The sequence below is a fragment of the Anaerococcus sp. HMSC068A02 genome (assembly GCF_001811125.1).
In the GTDB taxonomy this organism is placed as follows: Bacteria; Bacillota; Clostridia; order Tissierellales; family Peptoniphilaceae; genus Anaerococcus; species Anaerococcus vaginalis_C.
On the sequence record NZ_KV803766.1, the window covers coordinates 1896 to 18591 of the forward strand.

Here is a 16696-nt window from a genome sequence, read left to right on the forward strand (position 1 = left end):
TTAGATAAGGTTAGTATAGATAAGGGGAGAGAGGGAGAGATAGAAAAAGATAAAAAGTCCACACCCATCTTTTATGGAGAATTCAAAAATGTAAGGTTAAGCAAAGAAGAATATAAAAATCTTAAAGAAAAACTAAATTCACACACAAACATAATGATAAATAAACTATCAAGATACATGAAAAGCAGTGGAAAAACCTATCAAAACCACTATGCGACAATCTTAAAATGGTATGAAGAAGATAAAGGAAAACTAAAACATCAAGGAGGAAATAAAAAAATGAACTATGATGTAGGAGAATCTTTATAGATAAAAAGAGGTGGAAAGCCACTATTAAAGACTTTAAGTATGAAAAGGTATAAAAGTATGCCAGATATAATAAAAATACAAATATGACACTTAAAAGGCGATTAGAAAATTAAAAATCTAATCGTCTTTTTTTATTGCATGAAAGGATAAGCTATGACAAAAAGACAAACAAAATACATTGTAAAAAGAAATTATGATAATAGAAGAACAGATACAGAAGCTTTTCTAAGACTAATAAAAAAATCAAGCAAAATAAGTAAGGACAATGAAATTGAGTATAACAAATATAATATTGATAGTAATAAAAAAGAGTGCTATAATAAAAATAGTTTTAGAGAAAGTTGTGTTATTTCCGAAAACTCAAATAAGGAGGAATAGGAAATGATACAAACAAATTCAAATCACTTTTCATTCAAAGCTGCAATTTATTGCAGACTATCTAAAGATGATGAGCAGAAAGGAGAGAGTGCCAGCATACAAAACCAAAAGGAACTTTTAGAAAACTATGTAAAATCAAGGGGTTGGAGTATTTACGATGTATATATAGATGATGGATATACTGGATTAAATACAAATAGACCATCATTTCAAAGACTAATTAGAGATATTGAAAATAAAAAAGTGGATATAGTCATCACTAAGGACTTATCAAGGCTTGGAAGAAACTATTTGCAGACTGGATACTATACAGAAAATTTCTTCCCAAAGAACAATGTCAGATATATAGCTTTAAATGATGGAGTAGATACCTTTCAAGAAAACAACGAAATAGTTCCTTTTAAAAATGTTTTAAATGAGTTTTATTCAAGAGATGTTTCTAAAAAGATGAAATCTGCCTATATGACAAGGGCAAGGCAAGGAAAATTTATTGGTTGTCTTGCTCCAATAGGATATAGGAAAGACAATGAAGATCCACATAAATTAGTAATCGATGATGAAACTTCATGGATTGTTGAAAAAATTTTTGATCTTGCTTTTAGTGGTTATGGAGTACAAGCAATTAGAAGAAGACTTTTTGAAGAAAAAATACCTACACCTACCTGGTGGAATAGAAAAAAAGGACTTAGAAATAAAAAAACTAAGTTAGAAATGACCGTAGATGGTGGAGAGTATTGGTGGGACTGCACAACCCTAAAAGAAATTATTGAAAACCCAGTTTATATTGGTCATATTGCTAGTCAAAAAGTTAATTATAAATTCAAAGTAGGTTGGTTATCCGATAAACCCAAAGAGGAATGGATAATAGTAGAAAACACACATGAACCTATTATTTCTGAAGATATTTATAATATAGCAAATGAAAAATTAAAGAGCAGGAGAAGACCATTTAAAAATGGAGAAGAAAGCATATTTGCAGGCATTGTAAAATGCCCCGATTGTGGAAAATCTTTAAATCTTGGAAGAAACAAATCGAAAAAAAGAGAAAAGTTACTCACTTGTAACACTTATAGAAGATACGGGAAGTCATTATGTAGTCAACATAGAATTTATTACGATACTCTTTATGAGATAGTGCTTAAAGATATTAGAAAAAATGCAGAAATAGCATTAAAAGATGAAAAAGAAATCATAAAAGCACTTGAAAAATCACGAGAAATTGATAATGAAGAAGAACAAAAATTTATCATGGATAAGATTTACGAAGACCAGATAAGAGTAGAAGACTTAACTAAAAAGATTGAAAGACTATATGATGACTGGCTAGATAATAAGATAAGTGAAAGCAACTTCCAAAAAATTCTTGAAAAATCACAGAAAGAACAAGACTATTTAAACCAAAGAATAGAAGATAATCAAAAATTGATTGTTAAAGAAGAACTTGAAGATATTAATGTCAAAAAATGGATTGAACTTATAAAAAAACATAAGGATATAAAGAAGCTGGACAAAGCAACCTTAAACGAACTCATCTCAAAAATCTATGTTCACGAAAAAGAAGTAGTGAATGGAGAAATCACCCAAACAATTGATATTTACTACAATTTCATAGGCAATACAGACACGCTACAAGTATTTTACAATCTCTAATTAGGCATAAAGCAGCTTATGGCTGGTGGGGGAATTGTACTAATCGGTATTAAATTAATTCCACTACTTGCAAATGCTTTAAATTAGGAGAAAGTCTATGTTTGGTATCTTTGACAAGCTAACTGAATTTTTTAAGGATATGCTACTCGGAGGTATCAAAGCAAATCTTGAGTCCATGTTCTTAGATATAAATGACAAGGTAGGAGTTATTGCAACTGATGTTGGAAAGACGCCAATGGGTTGGAATGGAGAAGTATATAACTTCATAAAAAACATTAATGATAATGTGATTGTTCCAATAGCAGGTCTTATTATAACAGCAGTTTTATGTATTGAACTCATAAATATGGTTATGCAAAAGAATAATATGCACGATACAGATACTTTTGAGTTTTTCAAATACATTATAAAGATGTTTATAGCAGTCTACCTTGCAAGCCATGCCTTTGAATTTTCAATGGCAGTCTTTGATGTGGCACAAAATCTTGTAAACAAAGCGGCAGGGGTAATCACTACTTCTGCCACTGTTTCAGGAGATCAGATAGTTGCAATGGTTGATACGCTAAAAGAAAAAGATGTTGGTGCATTAATTATGATATTAGTTGAAACAAGCCTTGTTAGGATTGCAATTCAATGTATATCTTTAACCATTACCCTAATAGTATATGGGCGTATGTTTGAAATATATGTCTACTCATCAGTATCATCCATACCATTTGCGACTATGGGAAATAAAGAATGGGGTCAGATTGGAACAAATTATATCAAGGGACTTTTTGCCTTGGGACTACAAGGTTTGTTTTTGATGATATGTTTAGGTATCTACACCGTTTTAATAAGGACGGTACAGATTACAGATATTCACGCAAGCTTGTTTAGTATATTAGGATATGCTCTACTTCTTGGACTTATGATGTTTAAGAGTGGAACAGTTGCAAAAAGTATTATGAATACGCACTAGGAGGAATAAATGTTAAAAAAGAAAAATTGTGCTTTATTGGGATTTGGAATTTTATTGAGAGGAACTTATGAATTCTTAAAAGAGAAAAAAAGAAATGAAGAGATTAGAAACTTAAAGAAAAGAATAAATAGACTTGGAAGATGTCACAATGAATTTGTTATGTATCAAGGAGAATATAATGACAGAAATGAAGAAAGACAGGAAGAATTAGAAGAAAGAATTAGCTACCTAGAAGAAGAAACAATATCTAATTATGACCATATACTTGAACATTCCAAAGAAGAAGTAGAGGGAGATTAAAATGGCGTATGTACCAATACCAAAAGATTTGGACAAGATTAAAACAAAGGTTGCCTTTAACTTAACTAAAAGGCAACTTATAGGTTTTTCTGTGGCAGGACTAATTGGCATACCAACCTATTTATTTATGAAGAAATATCTACCTAATGATGTTTCAATCATTGTAATGCTAATAGTAACCCTGCCAATCTTTTTTATAACCTTATATGAAAAAGACACCTTAACCTTTGAAAAGTATTTTAGATTTTTCTATCTTCATAAGTTTTATCAACCAACTAAGAGAATAAGAAAGGAGGCATACCTTGAAGCAAAGAAAAAAGCAAATCAGCGACTTAAATCTAAGGGAAAAACAATTAAAAAAAGACCGAAAGGAAGTAAGAAAGCAAAAAACAAAGAAAGATCCAACAAATAGTCTTCTAAGTGTACTTTTAAAGAAAGAGAAAAAGAGATTTACTGTTGAGGATACTATTCCATATATAAGAATGTTACCAGAGGGCATTTGCCAGTTAGATGAAAAAAATTATTCAAAGACAATTTCATTTCAAGATATAAATTACCAGTTGGCATTGGAAGAAGATAGAGATTTAATCTTTAACCAATTTGCCAACTTTTTAAATTCTTTTGATCCAAGTGTCCACATCGAACTTTCGTATGTAAATCAATTAGGAAGAAATAAGGATTTACAAGACGCAATTAAAATTGCTGATAAGGGAGATTTCTATGACGATGTAAGAAAAGAGTTTAGGGAGATGTTAAAGCTTCAACTTGCAAAGGGAAATAACGGACTTAAAAAGATGAAGTATATAACCTTTACCACAGAAGCTGATAACCTAGAGCAAGCAAGAGCAAAGTTAAATAGACTTGAAGTAGATATTTTATCTAACTTTAAATCTATGGGTGTAAGAGCAGAGAGCCTTGATGGCGAAGAAAGACTAAGACTTGTTCACGATATGTTAAATCCAGACAAAAACTTTGATTTTTCATATAAGGATTTGAAGAAGAAAGAGTCTACAAAGTCACATATAACTCCCAATATCTTTAATTTTACACCAGCAAATAATTTTAAATTTGGGAAATTCATTGGAGCAGTAAGCCATTTTCAAATACTTGCAAGTGAGTTATCAGACAGAATGTTATCTGAGTTTTTAGATATTGATGACAATATTTATGTAGCTTTTCATATAGATGTAGTTGAACAAGCAGAAGCTATTAAACTCATTAAGAGAAAGAACACAGACCTAGACAGAATGAAAATTGAAGAACAAAAGAAAGCAATTCGTGCAGGATATGATATGGATATTATTCCTTCAGATATAAATACTTTTGGAGCTGATGTTAAGTCCATGTTATCTGACTTACAGAATAGAGATGAAAGGCTTTTTGTAGTGTCTATAGTAATGATGAATTTTGCTAGGACTAATCAAAAATTAGAAAACACAATTGCTCAAATCTCATCAATTGCTAACAGACATAATTGTCAGGTAAAAAGATTATCTCACCAACAAGAACAAGGACTTGTTTCCGTCTTACCTCTGGGAGTTAATCAAGTCGAAATAAAAAGATTTTTAACTTCATCATCAACGGCAGTATTTATGCCTTTTACAACGGAAGAGCTATTTATTGATTCGGCAAATTCTTTGTACTATGGCTTAAATGCCCTTAGCCAAAACTTGATTATGGCAGATAGGAAGAAACTAAAGAACCCTAATGGATTAATATTAGGAACACCAGGTTCTGGTAAATCTTTCTCAGCAAAGAGAGAGATGGCAAATGCAATTCTTGTAACAGACGATGATGTAATTATTTGTGATCCTGAGGGCGAGTATTCAAACCTTGTAAAACAATTTAATGGAGAAGTTATTAAAGTTTCAGCAAAGTCAAAGGATTATCTAAATCCATTAGATATTAATATGAACTATGGAGATGGGGACGCACCTTTAAAGGATAAGGCAAATTTCATAATGTCTATGCTTGAACTTGTAGTAGGAGGATCTGGTCTTACTGCTGCAGAAAAATCTGTTATAGATAGGTGCTTACCAAAGATATATCAAAAATATTTTGAAGACCCAAAGCCAGAAAATATGCCAATATTAGGAGATTTATACGATATGCTCCTATCTCAAGAAGAAGGAGTTGGTAGGAAGCTCGCAACAGAAATGGAAATTTATGTTAAAGGAAGTCTTAATGTCTTTAATAATAGGTCAAATGTTGACCTAAATAGGCAATTGCTCTGTTTTGATATAAAAGAGCTAGGAACACAACTTAAAAAAATAGGTATGCTTGTAATTCAAGACCAAGTTTGGAACAAGGTTTCACTAAACAGAGGTAGCAAATCTACAAGATACTATATAGATGAGTTCCACCTTTTATTAAAAGACCCACAAACTGCTTCATATTCAGTAGAAATCTGGAAAAGATTTAGAAAATGGGGAGGTATCCCAACAGGTATAACTCAAAACGTAAAAGACCTTTTAACAAGTCAGGAAATTGAAAATATCTTTGATAATACAGACTTTGTTCTAATGTTAAATCAAGCATCTGGAGATAGAGATATTCTTGCTAAAAAATTAAAAATATCACCTTATCAGTTAAACTATATTACTAATTCAAATGCAGGTGAGGGACTATTATTCTTCGGGAATACTATTGTTCCATTTATAGATAAATTCCCTAAAGACACCATGTTATATAAGCTAATGACAACAAAACCAGAAGAAGTTAAGTAGGTGTGATATGGATAAAAAACTAAAAAAAGATTTTCAAAAGAAAATTATACGAAATAGGGACGCTCCTGAAAAGAATATGGATAGTAAACTTGTTCATTCAGATGATTATACCAATAAGATTATTAAGACTAAGGATAGGTTCGGAGATAAAATTTCAGAAAAAGAATCTAAACTTATCCATGAGAATGTATTAGCTAAAGATCAAAAACAAGATAAACTAAAAGACTTTCAGAAAGCTAAAAACAAGGAAAGAATTAGAAAAGAAGTTTTAGATAATAAGAATAAGGCTGAAGAAACAAAACAAACTAATCTTGAAATAAGGACAGATGAAAGCTATAAACTTGATGAAGACTTAGATGTAGACATCAAAAAGGTGAATTTTGATAGTGAAAATAGTAGAAATATTAATTCTAATAAATTAACAACAGATGATATTTCAGCTAAGGCTCAACCAATAAGCAATAAGAAGCCATCAAGTAAAAGACAAGTTCTTAAAAATTATGAGGATAAACTTATCCATAGTAAGGATAAATTCCAAGACAAAATCAACGAGAAAGAGTCTAAGCGAATCTACACAAGCGAAGATAAACCTATCGAAGCAAAGAAAAGCAAGAGAGTATATAGAAAAGATAAGCTTGTTAAAGATGAAGTAAGCAATAACGAGAGTAATACTAGTATCGATAAAAAGCAAAAGCAGAAGCTTTATCAAGAAAAGAAGTTTAGGGATAAGGAAAAAATTTCTAATGAAAAAGATAAAGAAAATAAGCTAAGCGGAGTTGATACAGATAAGACTTTTGATAATCCTGAGTTTAAAGACAATAATCAAGAATTTATAAAAGATGAAAAAGAAACAAGCCTTAAACCTTCAGAACAAAAGAAAGTTAATAAAAAGAAGACTTACTACAAGAGAAAAAATTATGAAAGTGATAAATTTACTCGAAAGAAAATCGATGACTTAAAAAATGAATCTAAGAAAGTTACACCGAAAGATTCTAAGAAAGCACAAGATGTTAAAGACTTTATATCAGATAAAAAGATTGGAGAGCTTGAAAAGTCTAAAAGCAAGCTAAAGGATAATATTTTAAAGAATAAAACTAAAGGAAGTCTATCTTCTGGGGTTTTATTATCTGGAGCTAAGTCTTCAGAGTTAGTGAGAGATTATTTAAGTTCCGGATCTGACAATACTGGTGTAGAATCTGGAGAAAAGGCCGCTAATGTAAGCTCTAAACTCCAGCATGGAATAAGGAAGTATAAGTTAGACAAAAAGAAAAAGTCCTTAAAAAAGCTATCTAAACTTGATAAGAAAATAAGAAAGAGAAAGAGCAAGTTGGAGTTTAAAAGTGGCTTGGAAGATTTAAAAAAGTCAGATGCTTATATCAAGAAAAATAGATTTAAGAAGTTTTACCAGAGAAAACAAATGAAGAGCATGATAGCTAAAAAGCACGAAACAAGACTTGTAGATAGAGTTAAAAAAGCTATTTTAAGTTTAGGTAAGGCTTCTAAAGAGCTGATTGTTAGAAAAAGTAAGATGGTTCTATTTCTAGTAATAGGACTAGGTCTTATGCTATCAATCATGATAGGTGGTGGAAGTGTTGGTATGAGTGGATTAAGTAACTCTGTTAACTCAGTAATGACAACAACATATCTATCACAAGATACAGTTCTAAGTGAAGTTAATCAAGAATTTTCATCAATGGAATATGACCTACAATCACAAATCGAAAGTGTAAAAACAAGTCATCCTGGATATGACGAATATATCATAAACAAAGAAGGAGAAATTTGTCATAATACCCATGAACTTTTATCCTATATAACTTCAAGATGTGGAGAAGTAAAATCAGCATCTGAAGTAAAAGGAATTTTAAAAGATCTTTTCGATAAGATGTATAAACTTGATTTTAAAGAAGAAATTGAAATTAGAACAAGAACAGTAGCAAGAACTAGATATGATAGTCGTGGCAATCCTTACACTAGCTATGAAAAAGAAGAGTACGAATATAAAAAGTTAATTGTAACTTTAAAGAAAAAAGAAATGGATGAAGTTGTTAGGGAAATATTTAAAGATTATCCAGACAATGTAGTTCATTATGAAGCTCTTCTTGAAGCTAAGGGGAATATGGGTGATGTTTTTGGATCAGGTAATGGGGACTTAGGAGAAATAGTAGATAATCCAAACTTTGGAAATCCTGGTCTTGCTTTTGATTCAGCTACTGCTAAAGCCTTATTTAATGAAGCAGAAAAACATATAGGAAAAAGATATGTGTTTGGAGCAAGTGGACCATCTAACTTTGACTGCTCAGGATTTGTATGTTGGTCATTTACAAAGTCTGGTGTAAAGAGAATGCCAAGAACAACTGCATGGAGAATATACAAAGACTATTGTAATCCAGTAAGTCCAAGTGAAGCTCAACCTGGAGATATTATATTTTTCCACTCAACATATAACAGTGGAACTCCAATATCTCATGTAGGAATATACGCAGGTAACGGAATGATGATTCACGCAGGAGATCCAATTCAATACACATCAATAAATTCAAAATATTGGAAATCACACTTTTATGGTTTTGGAAGACCAAGATAGAAGGGAGATATTATGTGAACAGAAAGCTTGTAAGTATTAGGAACAAAAAGAAAAAAATAGAAGAGAAGTTAAAAGATTTAAATGCAAAATACAAGGAAATTTGCGACGAAGAAATACAAGTTGAAAATGAAGAAATAATTGTAACTCTTAGGAGGAACAATATTAGCTTGGAAGAATTAATGGAGAAAATTAATGATAGAAAAAGAGAAGAAAAATTAAAAGAAAAGGAGAACATTCATAATGAAGAAATTTAATACGAACAGACTAAGAGCCTTTTTTATGGCTCTTTTATTAGTTTTAACATCAACCTCAACTACTAATGTACTAGCTAAAGCTGATGATAAAGATGGTAGTAAAAAAGTTATAGAAAGTTCAATAAGTAAAATTAGAGATTTAGAAAATCAGATTAAAGACTTAAATGATAAGAAACAAGAAGACCAATCAAAGATAGATGAATTAAAGGAAAAGTTAGAATCTTGCAAAGATAATGGAGAGAAACTAAAACAAGAAAAAGCTAAGCTAGAAGAAGAAATTAGAGATAAAGATAATAAGATTGCTCAATTGAATAAAGAAATTGAGGAACTTAAAAATTCTAACAATGATGAACTAATAGCAGAAATTACTCAGCTTAAAGATGAATTAAAAAGATTACAAGATGAAAATGCAAAACTAAAAGAAGATTATTCATCTACAAAATGGGAGTTAGAAGCTGAGAAAGAAAAGACCGATAAAAACGAAAATAAAGTCAAAGAAATGCAAGAAAAGCTCGAGTCTTTAGAAGGAGAACTTGCAAAGAAGATTAAAGAAATTGAGGATAAAGATAATAAAATTAAGGGTTTGGAAAAAGCACTTGATGAAAAAGATACTAAGATAAAAGACCTAGAGTCTAAAAAGAAAGAGACAGAAAATTATAAGTCAGAATGTTGCAAGAAAATTGAAGAGCTTCAAAAGGCTATTGATAGTTTAAAAGAATCTTCTGAAAATACAAAAAAAGAATTAGAAGAGAAGATTAAAGAACTAGAAGAAAAACAAAAAGCTTCTGAAGAAGAAATTAAAAAGCTAAAAGAAGAGTTAAATAAGAAAATTGAAGAAACAAAGAAGTTAATCGAGGAAGCAAATAAAAAATCTAAAGAAGAACTTGAAAAACAAACTAAAGATGAAAAAGATAAAAATCTAAATCAAGACTTATCTAAAAAATTAGATGAACTTCTAAAACTCCAAAAAGAAAACAAAGAGAAGAAAGAAGATAAGAAATCTCAAGATAAGAAGTGGGACGAACTTTTGAAAGCTGATGATAAGAACATCCTAAACCAAATTGATTTTAACAAGATGAAAAAGCAAGAGGAACAACAAGACAAAAAACAAGTTAAAGATGAAAAAGAATTTGCAGTTTTCCAAGTAGACAAAAACTTTTATAACATTATCAATAAAGATGGTAAGACAACAGTATACATGGATGTAAAAACTTATGTAGACAAAGGAAGAACTATGATTCCAGTAAGATATATTGCTTATACTCTAGGTTTTAATGTTGAGTATGACAACTCTACTCGTGAAGCTATTTTCTCAAATAAAGAGAATAATATCTTAGCTAAAAAGACATTAAGACTAAATATTGATACAGGTGTTATGAAAGATTCGGATGGAAAGGTCTACAATTCAGATGTTAAGCCAGTGATTATAAATGGAAGAATTCATGCTTCAATTTCAAATATTGCTAAAGCTTTTGGAGCAAGTCATGGAGATATTAAAGATGGCAAAAACCAAACAATAGAATGGGACAATGCTAGAAAAGCAGTCTATGTATTTAAAAATGTAAAATAAGAAAGGATAGAAAAATGAATAAGAGCATTAAACGAGGAGTAGCCATAGCGTTACTCCTTTTTACATTTACAGTACCAGCAACTACATTTGCAATGACAAATGAAGGGCAAATAGAAAGTCAAAACGAATCAATCTATGAACCACAAAAAGAAGAATTTGAAAAAATGTTGAAAGATGATGTTTTTACACCATCAAAAGAAGAAATTCCTTATCAAGATGTTCCAAGAATACCAGGAAATACAGGTGAAGCAAATAAGCCTTCAAATAATCCTCCGAAGAAAACACCACTTGTAAAAGGTGGTAATACAAAGGCAGTAAATAGTCTAGCAACACAGGAAAATAAGGCAAGAGGTTCAGTAATTGAAAATGTAGATAGGAATGGAAAAGATATTACACCAAGTGGAGATACAGAAAAAGATAAAGAAAATCCAGTAGATGTAAGACAATTTTTAACATTTCAAACTAAAAGTGGAAAAACTATGCACCTAATAGTAGATCACTCATCAAATCAAGATAATGTAAGACTATTAACAGAAGTAGGAGAGCAAGACCTACTTAATATGATTGAATCAGAAGATAAAAATACTATAAAGGTTGAAGAGCCTAAGAAAGAAGAAGTAAAAAAAGAAGAACCTACAGTTGTTCCAGTAAAAGAAGAAAAGAAAAGCGGGATAGGTTCATTTCTAATTGTTGCACTTGTAATTGGAGGAGTTGTAGGAGCAGGATACTATTTTAAGGTAGTCAAAGCTAAAGAAAATAGAATGTTGGAAGACTTTGAAGAGGATGATGAGGATTATATTAGTGAGTCAGAAGATGATGACGATGATGAAACTCACGAAGAATCTTTAGATGAAGATGATGAACTATTATAAGGATATTAAATTTAAGTACAATTGAACTTTTGTCCCAGATATGATATGATATTTGGGACAAAGGAGAATTGTAATGAGTTCATATACAGAAAAAATATCAGATAAAATAAATGATTTTGACTCACATAAAGTATTTTTTGCTAATGACTTTTTAGATATTGCTTCTTATGAAACTGCTAGAAAGACATTGAATAGAATGGTTAATGAAAGAAAAATTAAGCGTGTCATTGATGGCTTTTATTACAATCCAAGATATAGTGAATTAATTGGAGAGTACGAAGAAGTATCAATTCACGAATTAGCACTTGCCATAGCAAGAAAATACAATTGGAATATTGCACCATATAATAGCACAGCCTTAAACTTATTAGGACTTTCAACACAAGTACCAACTCACTATAAATATATATCTAGTGGAAGATACAAAGAATATAAAATTGGGGATACGGTTTTAGAATTTAAAAAAGTAAATCCAGGAGAAATTGCCAATATGTCCCTAAAGACTGCAACAGTTATTCAAGCAATTAAGTCTTTGGGAAAAGAAAATATAACTAACGAAGTTATACAAAAGATAAAAGAAAACTTAACTGAAAAAGAAAGAACAGACTTAATGAACGAATCAAAATCAGTGCCAGCATGGATATATGAAGTGATAAGAGAAATTTCTGAGGGTGAAAATGAATAAGTTTTATATAGAAAACAAAGAAGACTTAAGAGTTTTAATGGTAAATACAGCCAGAAAGAGAAATATATCTGAGGCAGTTATTGAAAAGGACTATTGGGTTACTTTTATCTTAGATTATCTATTTAATGAAAACAAATGGAGGGAATATTTTACCTTTAAAGGAGGAACATCACTTTCAAAATGCTTTGGACTTATAGAAAGATTTTCTGAAGATATTGATCTAATCTTAGATTGGCGAGTATTAGGTTACGAAGAAAAAGAACCTTGGTTAGAAAGATCAAATACTAAACAGGATAAATTCAACAAAGAAGTCAATGAAAAGACTGAAATCTTTTTAAGAGATGAATTATTAAAAGTCTTAGAACAAGATTTCAAGGACATGGACTTTGAATTTATGATTGATACTCTTGATCCACAAACAATTCTATGTAAATATCCTAAAATCTTTGAATCTAATTATTTGACACAAAATATAAGACTCGAAATAGGAAGTCTTGCAGCATGGACACCTGCAATTGAAGTGGAAATCCTGCCAATAATTGGAGAAGCCTATCCAAATGTTTTTAAAGAAAAAACTAATATAAGAACAGTATCAGTAGAGAGAACTTTTTGGGAAAAAGCAACAATTTTACACCACGAAGCAAATAGACCAGAATCTTCTCCTATGCCACATAGGTATGCAAGACACTTTTATGACTTATATAAAATAGCAAATTCAGATTTCAAAGACAGAGCCTTAGAGGATAAGGAGTTATTAAAGAAAGTAACTGAATTCAAAATGAAGTTTTATCCTAGGAAGTGGGCAAGGTATGAAGAAGCATTAAATGGTAGATTAAGGTTAGTCCCACGAGAGTACCGATTTTCTGAAATAGAAAAAGATTATAAGGCTATGTCAGAAATGATATATGGAGAATATCCAAACTTTGAAGAGATTATAAAAGTTCTTCAAGAACTAGAAAAAGAAATTAATAAGTAAATCGAATTCTCCCGAAAATAATATATTATTCGGGAGAAAAACTTTGAGCGAGAGAGAAATCTTTCGCTCTTTTTTTAATTTATGGAGGTATTAATGAAGTTAGTAATAGCAGAAAAGCCAAGTGTAGCAGTTACAATTGCAAAAGTAATTGGAGCAAGAACAAGAAAAAACGGATATTATGAGGGTAATGGATACATTGTTTCTTGGTGTATCGGTCATTTAATTCAAATGGCAAGTCCAGATAAGATAGATGAAAAATGGAAGAAATGGACAATAGACACTCTTCCTATAATTCCTGAAGAATATATTTATAAAATATCTAAAAGCACAAAGAAACAATATGGAGTTTTAAAGAAACTTTTAAACGATAAGAACATCGACACAGCAATAAATGCTTGTGATGCTGGTAGAGAGGGAGAACTTATTTTTAGGCTTGTATATAATCAAGCTAAATGTAAGAAGAAAATTCAAAGACTATGGATATCTTCAATGGAAAACAAAGCTATTGAAGATGGCTTTAGAAATCTTAAAGACGGGGAAAACTTTGAAGACTTATATAGATCAGCAAGTGCAAGAGCAATTGCGGATTGGTTAGTGGGAATGAATTTAAGTAGGCTTTATTCTTGCATTTACAAGGAAACATATTCAGTTGGTAGAGTACAAACACCAACCCTATATTTAATAGCTAAAAGGGATAGTGAAATAAACCTATTTAAGAAGCAAAAATATTATACAGTTGACCTATCTTATGGAGGATTGAAACTTGTATCAGATAGGATTGATAAAATTGAAGTTGCAGAGCAACTATTAAACTTGCTAGAAGATGAAATAGTTATTACAGAGGTAGAAGATAAAGAAATAAGCACAAAACCAGATAAGCCTTATGATCTTACTACCTTACAAAGAGAAGCAAATAAATATTTTGGATATTCAGCAAATGACACTTTAAACCTGGCACAAGGCTTGTATGAAAAAAAGCTAATCACATATCCAAGAACAGATAGTAGGTATTTAACCGATGATATGGTTAATACTATGAAAGAATTATTAGAAGGACTTGAAGAAGATTTTAAAATCAATGAATCAAACTTCAAGTCTATTTTTAATTCAGCTAAGGTTACAGACCACTATGCAATTATTCCTACTATATCTGGTATTGGAAAAGCCAAAGATTTATCTGATAAAGAAAGCAAAATTTTTAATTTAATTAAGGATAAATTACTTGCTTCATGTTCGGATAACTTAAAGGAATCTAGTAGAAAAATCAGATATGAATATGACAAGTTTAACTTTAATGCAAGTGGCAAGACTGTAATAGATGAAGGTTATACCAAATATCTAAAGGAATATGGAAAGGAAAGACAAGAAAATGAATTACCAGATGTAAAGACTGGAGATAAAATTAAGCTAACTTCTAAAAATATATCGGAGAAATTCACCAAAGCTCCAAGTCATTATAATGAAGATACACTTTTAAAAGCTATGGAAAATGCAGGAGTAGAATCCTTGGATAAAGACATAGAAGTAGAAAGAAAAGGCTTAGGAACACCAGCCACAAGAGCAGGAATTATCGAAAATCTTATCCATAAGGATCTCATAAGAAGAGATAAGAAAAATTTACTTGTAACTGAAAAAGGCAATAGACTTGTATCGATTGTAGAGGATAAGTTTAAGTCGGCTGAAACAACATCTGAATGGGAAATGAAACTTGCAAAGATTAGCTCTGGAGAAGTAGATAAAGAAGACTTTTTAAGAGAAATAGAAGATAGTATAAGGGAGCTTGTAGATAGGTACAAGAATAATCTAAATGAATAAGGTGAAAATATTAGAGCTTTTCGGTGGCATAGGTGCTATTAGAAAGGCTTTTATTAATTTAAAGATACCTTATGAAGTAGTTGATTATGTAGAAATAGATAAGGCTTGTGTTAAATCATACAACGCCCTTTTCGGAGAAAGTTATAAACCAAAATCAGTAGTAGGATATAAAGCTCCTGATGTGAAGATAGACTTAGTTATGCATGGAAGTCCTTGCCAAGACTTTTCAAGAATAGGAAAAAAACAAGGAGGAGTGAAAAACTCAGGAACTAGATCAAGCTTACTATTTGAAACAATTAGAATAATTAAAGAAATGAAAGAAAAACCTAAATGGATAATTTGGGAAAATGTAAAGGGAGTCCTTGATAGAAATATGAGGGACTCTTTTTTTATTTATCTAAAAGAACTAGAAAACCTTGGATATAAAAGCAAATACGAAATCTTAAATGCAATGGACTTTGGGATACCTCAAAAAAGGGAGAGAATATTTGTTGTTTCACTATTTGGAGAAAATAACTTTTCTTTTAATAAATTGGAGAGGAAAGAAACTAGAGCACTAAGTGAATTTTTAGAAAATAATGTAAGTGAACTTTATACAATGACCCAACCTTATATGCTGAAATTTTTAAATAAAGGCATAGATAATACTTTTAGAGGGCGACTAAAAGTGATTAAAGATTTTTCTTATACAATTTCTACAAAACAGATGAGAGTACCTAATTCTGGAATAATAGATATTGGAAATGATCAGTATAGGTATTTAACAGAAAGAGAATGTTTAAGACTCATGGGTTTTGATGATAGTGATATAGATAAATTAGAGGAAATACATCCAAGAAGAAAAAAATGCACTTCAAGTAAACTATATAAGCAGGCCGGTAATTCTATTGTGGTTGATGTTTTAATGGCTATTATTAGAGAGATATATTAGATTTAAATGGGTATAAAAATAGCTGAGGTGAAATAATTGGATAAAACAAATTTAGTTCCTGAAAAACTAAAAAAATTATTTGGAAGCGAGTATAATCAATCAACGCAATTAGGAAAAGAAATAAGCAATACAAATTTTGTCCAAAGGTATGATCATTTATGCTTAAGAAAAGAAAGAAGTTTAATGCATCAAGAAGATTCATTGGAGAAGCTTATTAATGACATAGATAAAGAACTAATAAAAACAAAGCTTAACAATAAAGAGGTTTATTTAGAATTACAAAAATATAGATATATTATAGCAAAAGATAAAAATGATGGAGGATTTGTTGGAACTAATTTTCCATCAATTATCAAAACAATAGGAGCGATTATATTATTTATTTTCTCTATAACAGATTTGAATATAATAGATACTATAAAGTATAGTTATTGTAAAATAGGACTGATTTGGACAGCTCTATTATATATAACTATTTTGGGGATAGGAGGATTTTTATATAAAACATTTACATCGACAATATATGAAGATAAAACAAATAAATATCATGACTTTTTAACTAGTTATTTAATAATTAATAATTCGGATAGTATAGGCAAAAGTTTTATAGACGATGGAAAATGACATTCTATCGTCTTTTTTATTGCACTAAAAAGGAGGTAGAAAATGCAAGTAAATGATT

General features: G+C 30.3%; 15 protein-coding genes and 2 pseudogenes. All 17 read left to right on the forward strand.

Features of this window, described 5'->3' with window-relative positions:
* Window positions 1–309, forward strand: a pseudogene (locus tag HMPREF2782_RS09715) (replisome organizer); the annotation flags it as partial.
* 153 nt (window positions 310–462) lie between these two features.
* The gene (locus HMPREF2782_RS06625; RefSeq protein WP_070641731.1) at window positions 463–687 is read left to right on the forward strand and encodes a hypothetical protein; all 225 of its coding nucleotides are present in this window, start codon (window positions 463–465) and stop codon (window positions 685–687) included.
* Between the two features lie 3 nt (window positions 688–690).
* Window positions 691–2337, forward strand: a complete 1647-nt coding sequence (locus HMPREF2782_RS06630) for a recombinase family protein (protein WP_070641732.1) — start codon at window positions 691–693, stop codon at window positions 2335–2337.
* Between the two features lie 3 nt (window positions 2338–2340).
* Window positions 2341–2424 (forward strand): annotated as a pseudogene (locus HMPREF2782_RS09365) (Maff2 family mobile element protein); the annotation flags it as partial.
* Between the two features lie 10 nt (window positions 2425–2434).
* A complete protein-coding gene (locus HMPREF2782_RS06635) occupies window positions 2435–3298 on the forward strand; it encodes a VirB6/TrbL-like conjugal transfer protein, CD1112 family (RefSeq protein WP_000466913.1) in 864 nt (287 codons plus the stop codon).
* 9 nt (window positions 3299–3307) lie between these two features.
* A complete protein-coding gene (locus HMPREF2782_RS06640) occupies window positions 3308–3598 on the forward strand; it encodes a hypothetical protein (RefSeq protein WP_032463657.1) in 291 nt (96 codons plus the stop codon).
* 1 nt (window position 3599) lies between these two features.
* A complete protein-coding gene (locus HMPREF2782_RS06645; RefSeq protein WP_011528974.1) occupies window positions 3600–4010 on the forward strand; it encodes a PrgI family protein in 411 nt (136 codons plus the stop codon).
* Complete coding sequence (locus tag HMPREF2782_RS06650) at window positions 3901–6324, forward strand: VirB4-like conjugal transfer ATPase, CD1110 family (protein ID WP_083304902.1); 2424 nt, start codon at window positions 3901–3903, stop codon at window positions 6322–6324. The genes HMPREF2782_RS06645 and HMPREF2782_RS06650 overlap by 110 nt, the downstream gene beginning before the upstream one ends.
* Before the next feature lie 7 nt (window positions 6325–6331).
* Window positions 6332–8911, forward strand: a complete 2580-nt coding sequence (locus tag HMPREF2782_RS06655) for a CD1108 family mobile element protein (RefSeq protein ID WP_070641733.1) — start codon at window positions 6332–6334, stop codon at window positions 8909–8911.
* A 14-nt stretch (window positions 8912–8925) separates the two neighbouring features.
* Window positions 8926–9165, forward strand: a complete 240-nt coding sequence (locus tag HMPREF2782_RS06660) for a hypothetical protein (RefSeq protein WP_002838498.1) — start codon at window positions 8926–8928, stop codon at window positions 9163–9165.
* Window positions 9152–10735 carry a stalk domain-containing protein gene (locus tag HMPREF2782_RS06665; RefSeq protein WP_070641734.1) on the forward strand — a complete coding sequence of 528 codons (1584 nt, stop codon included), beginning with the start codon at window positions 9152–9154 and terminating at the stop codon, window positions 10733–10735. Before HMPREF2782_RS06660 ends, HMPREF2782_RS06665 begins: the two co-directional genes overlap by 14 nt.
* 14 nt (window positions 10736–10749) lie before the next feature.
* On the forward strand, window positions 10750–11607 hold the full coding sequence (locus HMPREF2782_RS06670) for a CD1107 family mobile element protein (protein WP_070641735.1): 858 nt from the start codon (window positions 10750–10752) through the stop codon (window positions 11605–11607).
* A 73-nt stretch (window positions 11608–11680) separates the two neighbouring features.
* Window positions 11681–12292: a DUF6088 family protein gene (locus HMPREF2782_RS06675; RefSeq protein WP_070641736.1), complete on the forward strand. Its 612-nt coding sequence runs from the start codon at window positions 11681–11683 to the stop codon at window positions 12290–12292.
* Window positions 12285–13268 carry a nucleotidyl transferase AbiEii/AbiGii toxin family protein gene (locus HMPREF2782_RS06680; RefSeq protein ID WP_070641737.1) on the forward strand — a complete coding sequence of 328 codons (984 nt, stop codon included), beginning with the start codon at window positions 12285–12287 and terminating at the stop codon, window positions 13266–13268. The genes HMPREF2782_RS06675 and HMPREF2782_RS06680 overlap by 8 nt, the downstream gene beginning before the upstream one ends.
* A gap of 93 nt (window positions 13269–13361) precedes the next feature.
* Window positions 13362–15083: a DNA topoisomerase 3 gene (locus tag HMPREF2782_RS06685; protein ID WP_070641738.1), complete on the forward strand. Its 1722-nt coding sequence runs from the start codon at window positions 13362–13364 to the stop codon at window positions 15081–15083.
* The gene (locus HMPREF2782_RS06690; protein WP_070641739.1) at window positions 15076–16014 is read left to right on the forward strand and encodes a DNA cytosine methyltransferase; all 939 of its coding nucleotides are present in this window, start codon (window positions 15076–15078) and stop codon (window positions 16012–16014) included. Before HMPREF2782_RS06685 ends, HMPREF2782_RS06690 begins: the two co-directional genes overlap by 8 nt.
* A gap of 36 nt (window positions 16015–16050) precedes the next feature.
* Window positions 16051–16638, forward strand: coding sequence for a hypothetical protein (locus HMPREF2782_RS06695; protein WP_070641740.1), 588 nt, complete (start codon window positions 16051–16053; stop codon window positions 16636–16638).
* Window positions 16639–16696 lie beyond the last annotated feature (58 nt).